The organism is Sphaerotilus sp. (assembly GCF_041083715.1).
Classification (GTDB): Bacteria; Pseudomonadota; Gammaproteobacteria; order Burkholderiales; family Burkholderiaceae_C; genus Sphaerotilus.
Window position 1 is genome coordinate 1 of record NZ_JBFPGY010000340.1, and the last position, 5,691, is coordinate 5,691.

At 68.1% G+C, this 5,691-nt stretch carries 7 protein-coding genes; 3 read left to right on the forward strand and 4 right to left on the reverse strand.

Going from position 1 to position 5,691, the window contains the following annotated elements; genetic code table 11:
* The 4 genes from AB3X43_RS16070 to lptF form a co-directional block, all read right to left on the reverse strand.
* The coding region (locus AB3X43_RS16070; RefSeq protein WP_369430872.1) for a LysR substrate-binding domain-containing protein at nucleotides 1-554 on the reverse strand (554 nt) is incomplete at its 3' end.
* Nucleotides 551-928, reverse strand: coding sequence for a sirohydrochlorin chelatase (locus AB3X43_RS16075; protein WP_369430873.1), 378 nt, complete (start codon nucleotides 926-928; stop codon nucleotides 551-553). The genes AB3X43_RS16070 and AB3X43_RS16075, both read right to left, overlap by 4 nt.
* A 13-nt stretch (nucleotides 929-941) precedes the next feature.
* Nucleotides 942-2,048 carry an LPS export ABC transporter permease LptG gene (gene lptG / locus AB3X43_RS16080; protein ID WP_369430874.1) on the reverse strand — a complete coding sequence of 369 codons (1,107 nt, stop codon included), beginning with the start codon at nucleotides 2,046-2,048 and terminating at the stop codon, nucleotides 942-944.
* A 14-nt stretch (nucleotides 2,049-2,062) separates the two neighbouring features.
* Complete coding sequence (lptF, locus tag AB3X43_RS16085) at nucleotides 2,063-3,118, reverse strand: LPS export ABC transporter permease LptF (protein ID WP_369430875.1); 1,056 nt, start codon at nucleotides 3,116-3,118, stop codon at nucleotides 2,063-2,065.
* A 27-nt stretch (nucleotides 3,119-3,145) separates the two neighbouring features.
* On the opposite strand from lptF, the gene AB3X43_RS16090 reads away from it, so the two are divergent.
* The 3 genes from AB3X43_RS16090 to AB3X43_RS16100 are packed head-to-tail and all read left to right on the forward strand — an operon-like array spanning nucleotide 3,146 to nucleotide 5,373.
* On the forward strand, nucleotides 3,146-4,606 hold the full coding sequence (locus AB3X43_RS16090) for a leucyl aminopeptidase (RefSeq protein WP_369430876.1): 1,461 nt from the start codon (nucleotides 3,146-3,148) through the stop codon (nucleotides 4,604-4,606).
* 9 nt (nucleotides 4,607-4,615) lie between these two features.
* Nucleotides 4,616-5,047 (forward strand): DNA polymerase III subunit chi, encoded by a 432-nt coding sequence (locus tag AB3X43_RS16095; RefSeq protein WP_369430877.1) that lies wholly within the window; start codon nucleotides 4,616-4,618, stop codon nucleotides 5,045-5,047.
* Nucleotides 5,044-5,373 (forward strand): hypothetical protein, encoded by a 330-nt coding sequence (locus AB3X43_RS16100; RefSeq protein ID WP_369430878.1) that lies wholly within the window; start codon nucleotides 5,044-5,046, stop codon nucleotides 5,371-5,373. The genes AB3X43_RS16095 and AB3X43_RS16100 overlap by 4 nt, the downstream gene beginning before the upstream one ends.
* The last annotated feature ends 318 nt before the right edge of the window (nucleotides 5,374-5,691 follow it).

Consider the following 5,691-nt stretch of genomic DNA (forward strand, 5'->3'; position numbering starts at 1 on the left):
GTCAGCCGCTCGATGCGCGCCAGCGGATGGGCGACCGGCACGACCACGACGTGGCGCCACTCGTAGCACGGCAGGGTGACGAGTTCGTCGTACTGCGTCAGGCGCTCGGTGGCCATGCCGATCTCGGCCGAGTCGTCGAGGATCATCTGCGCGACCTGCTCGGGCGTGCCCTGGTGCAGGCTGATGTTCACCTTCGGGTAGCGCGTGCGCAGCGCGGCGACTGGCGTCGGCAGCACATAGCGGGCCTGGGTATGGGTCGCAGCGATGGACAGCGTGCCGGCTTCCTGGCGCGAGTAGTCCTCGCCGATGCGCTTCAGATTGGCCACCTCGCGCATGATGATCTCGATCGAGGTCAGCACCTGCCGGCCGGGTTCGGTGACACGGCGCAGGCGCTTGCCGTGGCGCGCGAAGATGTCGACACCGAGTTCCTCTTCCAGCTCCAGGATGGCCTTGGAGATGCCAGGTTGCGAGGTGTGCAGCGCCTTGGCGGTCTCGGTGAGGTTGAGGTTGCGGCGCGCCGCTTCCTGCACGAAGCGGAACTGGTGCAGGTTCATGCCGATGACGCCGGCAACAGCGACAGTGCGGCGCGTGCGATGGCCAGCGTCACGGCGTCCAGTTCACCGATGGCGGCCGTCGTGGCGATCTCCACGCCGGGGAAGTGCGCGCGGGCGCTGTCCAGCAGCAGGGGCAGGTCCCGGCGCACATGGCCGCCTGCGCCGAGGAACAGCGGCACCACGGTGACCGTGGTGCAGCCCTGTGCCACCAGCTCGGCCACGCCAGCGGCCAGCCCGGGGGTCATCAGCTCCAGGAAGGCGAGGGCGACCGGCCGGCCGCCAGACTCCCGGCGCATGTGCGTGGCGATCGTCTGGAACGGTGTGGCCCAGGCGGGGTCGCGTGCCCCGTGGGCGAAGAGAAGAATGCCGTGCATGGGGAATCCTGGTTCAGCGGTAGCGCACCAGCCAGCTGAAGGCGCCGAGCGACATCAGCAGGTACAGGGCGCTGGGGAGACTGGCGGCCAGCCACGGTGTCCACTGGTGGAGCAGCCCGAGGTGGCCGGTGACATTGTTGAGCAGCACGAAGCTGATGCCCAGCAGGATGCCGCCGAAGACCTTGAGCGAGATGCCGCCGGAGCGGGCGTGCAGATAGGCGAAGGGCAGCGCCAGCGCCATCATCACGAGGCAGGCCAGCGGATAGAGGGCCTTCTTCCAGAACTTGATCTCGTAGCGCTGGGCCGACTGGTCGTTCTCGGCCAGGTGGGTCATGTAGGTGTAGAGCGCCATGGTGGACATGGTGTGCAGTGGCAGCACGGCCGAGGCCACCACCTGCCGCGTCAGACCGGACGGCCAGCGCAGGTGGCCGAGCGACTGGTCTGGCGCGAGCGAGGGCGTGCTGTCGGCGGACCACTGCGAGATGCGCACATCGTCGAGCAGCCACACCCCGTCGGTGCCGATGGTGGCGCGCGCCGCCGTGGTGCGGGTGCGCAATTCGCCTCTGGGGCCGAATTCGAAGATCCGGATCTTCTCGACAGCGCCGTTGTCGCGCGCGACGCCCACGTTGAGGGTGTAGCGGTGTTCGCCGTCTTCGGCGACCCGGCTGTCGCGCAGCCAGACGCCACCGCGCTCGGTGTCGAGGCGGCCCGTACGGATCGACTCCAGCACGGTCGCCTGCGTGTCGCACCACGGTGCCACGAAGTCGCCGACGAGGAAGGTGACGGCGGCCATCGCGAGGCCGAGCTGGGCCAGCAGCTTCAGCGCCAGACCGGGGCCGAGTCCGCCGGTGCGCAGGATGGTGAACTCGCTCGACTGCGCCAGCCGCGCCAGCGCATAGATGGCGCCGATCAGCACGCCGATGGGTGCGAGTTCATAGACATGGCCCGGCACCTGCAGCGTGCAGACCAGCAGGGCCTGGGCGAGCGTGTAGCCCGCCTTGCCCACGTTGTCGAGTTCGCTGACCAGATCGATGAACAGGAACAGGCCGAGGAAGGCGAGCATCACGAAGGCGGTGGCGCCGAGGATCTCGCGGTACAGGAGGCGGCGGATGGTGCGCATGGGCGGTTTCCGGGTCAGCGCATGCGCCAGCGCAGCAGGCCGAGCGCGCCCAGCAGCAGGCCGCCGTGCAGGCCCGCGAGCGCTCCGGCCGCACCGAACTTGCCCGTGCCGACCCAGGCCTGGCTGAGGTTGATCAGGTTGAAATACACGACAAAGCCCAGCAGCGCCACCAGCAGGACCCAGTTGTTGCCGCCCCGCGGGCCTCCCGACGCCAATCCGATGCCCCAGAGCAGCAGGTTGAAGGCCGCCAGCACCATGCCGGCCCGCCAGACCAGCTCACCCTGTGCCCGCAGTCCGGGCGCGCGGACCAGATCCAGGGTGTCGAGCGCCTTGGGCGGGCGTTCCTGCAACTGCGACATGGCCTTCTCGCCGATGCGCACCTCGTACTGGTCGAAGCGCGAGATCGTGCGCGTGCCGCCGGTGAGGTTCAGATCGGTGCGGGCGCCGTTGTTCAGCACCAGCCGCCGACCGCTGTCGCCGCTGGGCTCGATGCGGCCGGCCTGCGCCGTGGTGACCGACTCCCGGCCTTCGCGCTGGTCGAGGATGAAGATGTGGTGCCCGACGGCGCTGCCCGAGGTCTGCTTGTCGAGGAAGAACACCCGGCTGCCGTCGCCCGACAACTGGAACTGGCCCGGGGCCACCCGCGAGAGGTCGGAGCGCTGCTCGTAGCGTGCCCGCAGATCGACGGTGTTGCGGTTCGACCAGGGCCACACGACCAGCATCAGCGCCGTGACCGCCACCAGCACCGGTGCCGCAAAGCGCAGCACCGGCGGCACGAAGCGCTTCAGCGACAGGCCGCTGCTGAACCAGACCGCCATCTCGCTGTCCCGGTAGAGCCGCGTGAGCGTGGACACCACCGAGATGAACAGCGACAGGCTCAGCATCGTCGGCAGATGCCCCAGTGCGGTGTAGCCCAGCAGCAGCACGACGTCCTGCGGCGAGACTTCCCCTCCGGCGGCCATGCCGAGCACGCGGATCAGCATCATCGTCAGCACGATGGTCAGGATGACCACAAGGGTGCCGCCGAAGCTGCGGGACAACTCTTTGCGCAGGGTGGAATCGAATAACATCTGAAAGTCTAGGAGCAGCGCGGAATTATGGACGTTCAAACACTCACGGCGGCAACGCAGGATTATTCGAAGCTGGTCACCGACGCACTGGTGGTCATCGTGCCACCCGAGGCCGGCACCTGGCGTCTGCCCGCGGCGATCAGGAAGCTGATCGACGATGCGGTGGCGCAGGGCGATCTGGCCCTCAAGGCCGGTCGCACCCTCTACATCCACCGGCCTGCCGGGCTCAAGGCGCCACGCCTGGTCATCGCCGTCACGGCCGATGGCGGTGGCAAGGCCTGGCGCAAGGCGCTGGGCGCCGCCTTCGGTCACCTGAAGGGCAGCGGTGCCGAGCGTGCCGCGCTGGTCTGGGCCGGTGCTGGCGAGCCGGCTGCGGCGATGGCCGAAGCCGCGGTGTGCGTTGCGCAGGATGCAGTCTATGTCTACCGCCACACCAAGCCGAGCGCCGCCGAAGCGCCGAAGTGGCTGCGGCTGGACCTCGTCTGCGGCGAGGCGGCCCAGGCGGACGTGGACGCTGGTCTGGCACGCGGTCGTGCCATCGCGGCCGGCAGCACGCTGGCCCGCGAAGTCGCCAACCGCCCCGGCAACCATTGCACGCCGTCGATGCTTGCCGACCACGCCCGTGAACTGGCCAAGGAGCAGGGCCTCAAGGTCGAGGTGCTGGACCGCAAGGACATCGAGAAGCTCGGCATGGGCGCCTTCCTGGCCGTCGCGCAGGGTTCCGAAGAGCCGCCGCGCTTCATCGTGCTGCGCTACCAGGGCGCGGGCAAGAAGGACGCACCGACCGTGCTGGTCGGCAAGGGCATCACCTTCGACACGGGGGGCATTTCCATCAAGCCGTCCGCCGAGATGGACGAGATGAAGTTCGACATGGGCGGTGCGGCCAGCGTGCTGGGCACCTTCCGTGCCATCGCCGAACTCAAGCCGAAGATCAACCTGGTCGGCCTGATCCCGACCTGCGAGAACATGCCCGATGGCCGTGCGATCAAGCCCGGGGACGTCGTGACCTCCATGTCCGGCAAGACCATCGAGATCCTCAACACCGATGCGGAAGGGCGCCTGATCCTGTGCGACGCGCTGACCTACGCCGAGCGCTTCAAGCCGGCGGCCGTGATCGACATCGCCACGCTGACCGGCGCGATCATCATCGGCCTGGGCTTCCAGCACGCTGGCCTCTTCAGTCCGGATGACACCTTGGCCGATGCCCTGCTGCAGGCGGGTGCCGCGTCGCACGACACGGCCTGGCGCATGCCTCTGGACGAGGAATACGACGAGGGCCTCAAGAGCCACTTCGCCGACATTCCGAACATCGGCGCGCGCGCTGGTGGCGCGATCACGGCGGCGAAGTTCCTGCAGCGTTTCACTGGTGCCTACCGCTGGGCACATCTGGATGTCGCCGGTGTGGCGTTCCGGTCTGGTGCCGCCAAGGGGGGCACGGGTCGCCCTGTGCCGCTGCTGACGCACTACCTCCTGGGTCAGGCGGGCTGATCGGTCGGCATGACGGCGGTCGCCTTTCACTTCAACGTGCCGGACCGGCGGGCCTACACCTGCCGGCTTCTGCGCAAGGCCTACCGGGCCGGTGCCCGCGTGGTGGTCACTGGCGAGTCGGCGCAACTGGCCGAACTCGATCGGTTGCTCTGGACCTTCGAGGCACTGGAGTTCATTCCCCACTGGCGAGGACCTGCCGCGGATGACCTGCCCGCGCGCCTGCAAGCCACGCCGGTGCTGCTGACGATCGGCCACAGTGCCCGGTTCGGGCACGACGTGCTGGTCAACCTCGGGCGAGAGGTGCCACAGTCCTACACGCAGTACGCACGTGTCATCGAAGTGGTCGGACGTGATGACTTCGACCGGGATGGCGCCCGCGGCCGCTGGCGCCAGTACAGCGCCGAAGGCTGCGCGATCGAACGCCACGAGGTGGGTGGATGAACGCATCGTTGCGGTCTCCACCGGGCGATGTACCGACCTTGACCGAGGTGGTTCGACCTTCCGAACTGGCTGTCACCCTGGAGGTGCCGGTGGTTCCTGTGGAGCCCACTGTCGATGAGGAGCGCTTGGCGCTGCAGATCCTGGACGACATGCAGGCCAGAGCGGACGTGCTGCTCGAAGCCAGGCTGCGCGAGCGCATGGCCCCCCTGCTGGCGCAGCTTGCGGACGGTCTGGTCCGGGAGGTGCGGGCCGAGTTCTTGTCTGGACTGGCCGACTTCGTGCGTCAGGCCGTGGCCCAGGAACTGGCGCGGTCTCGCGTCCGCTGAACGCTTGACCGCTGGCCCGATCGGTCGGCGCTGTCCACCCAGTGCGCGCATCAAGCGTTATCTGAGGGCTTTCCCGATTCGAAGCGTGGCCCGCTGGAGGTGCCCGCTGTTTTGGGGTAAGTTCCACGGCTGTGTTGTTCAAGCCTGTCGTCGGCGGGTCATTCACCTTGTTCCAGAAACTGGAGTTCCATTCCATGAATCACAAGCTCAACGTCGTCATCGCAGCAATTGCCTTTGCAGCAGCCAGCCAGGCCAGCGCGCAGGAAGTGGTCAAGATCGGGCACGTGGGCCCGACGAGCGGGGGCATCGCGCACCTGG

Bases quoted from the DNA above. Each gene is read 5' to 3' on its own strand.
- AB3X43_RS16095 (WP_369430877.1), top strand. From the start codon at position 4,616: ATGACGGCGGTCGCCTTTCACTTCAACGTGCCGGACCGGCGGGCCTAC.
- lptG (WP_369430874.1), bottom strand. From the start codon at position 2,048: ATGCGCACCATCCGCCGCCTCCTGTACCGCGAGATCCTCGGCGCCACC.
- lptF (WP_369430875.1), bottom strand. From the start codon at position 3,118: ATGTTATTCGATTCCACCCTGCGCAAAGAGTTGTCCCGCAGCTTCGGC.
- AB3X43_RS16090 (WP_369430876.1), top strand. From the start codon at position 3,146: ATGGACGTTCAAACACTCACGGCGGCAACGCAGGATTATTCGAAGCTG.
- AB3X43_RS16075 (WP_369430873.1), bottom strand. From the start codon at position 928: ATGCACGGCATTCTTCTCTTCGCCCACGGGGCACGCGACCCCGCCTGG.
- AB3X43_RS16100 (WP_369430878.1), top strand. From the start codon at position 5,044: ATGAACGCATCGTTGCGGTCTCCACCGGGCGATGTACCGACCTTGACC.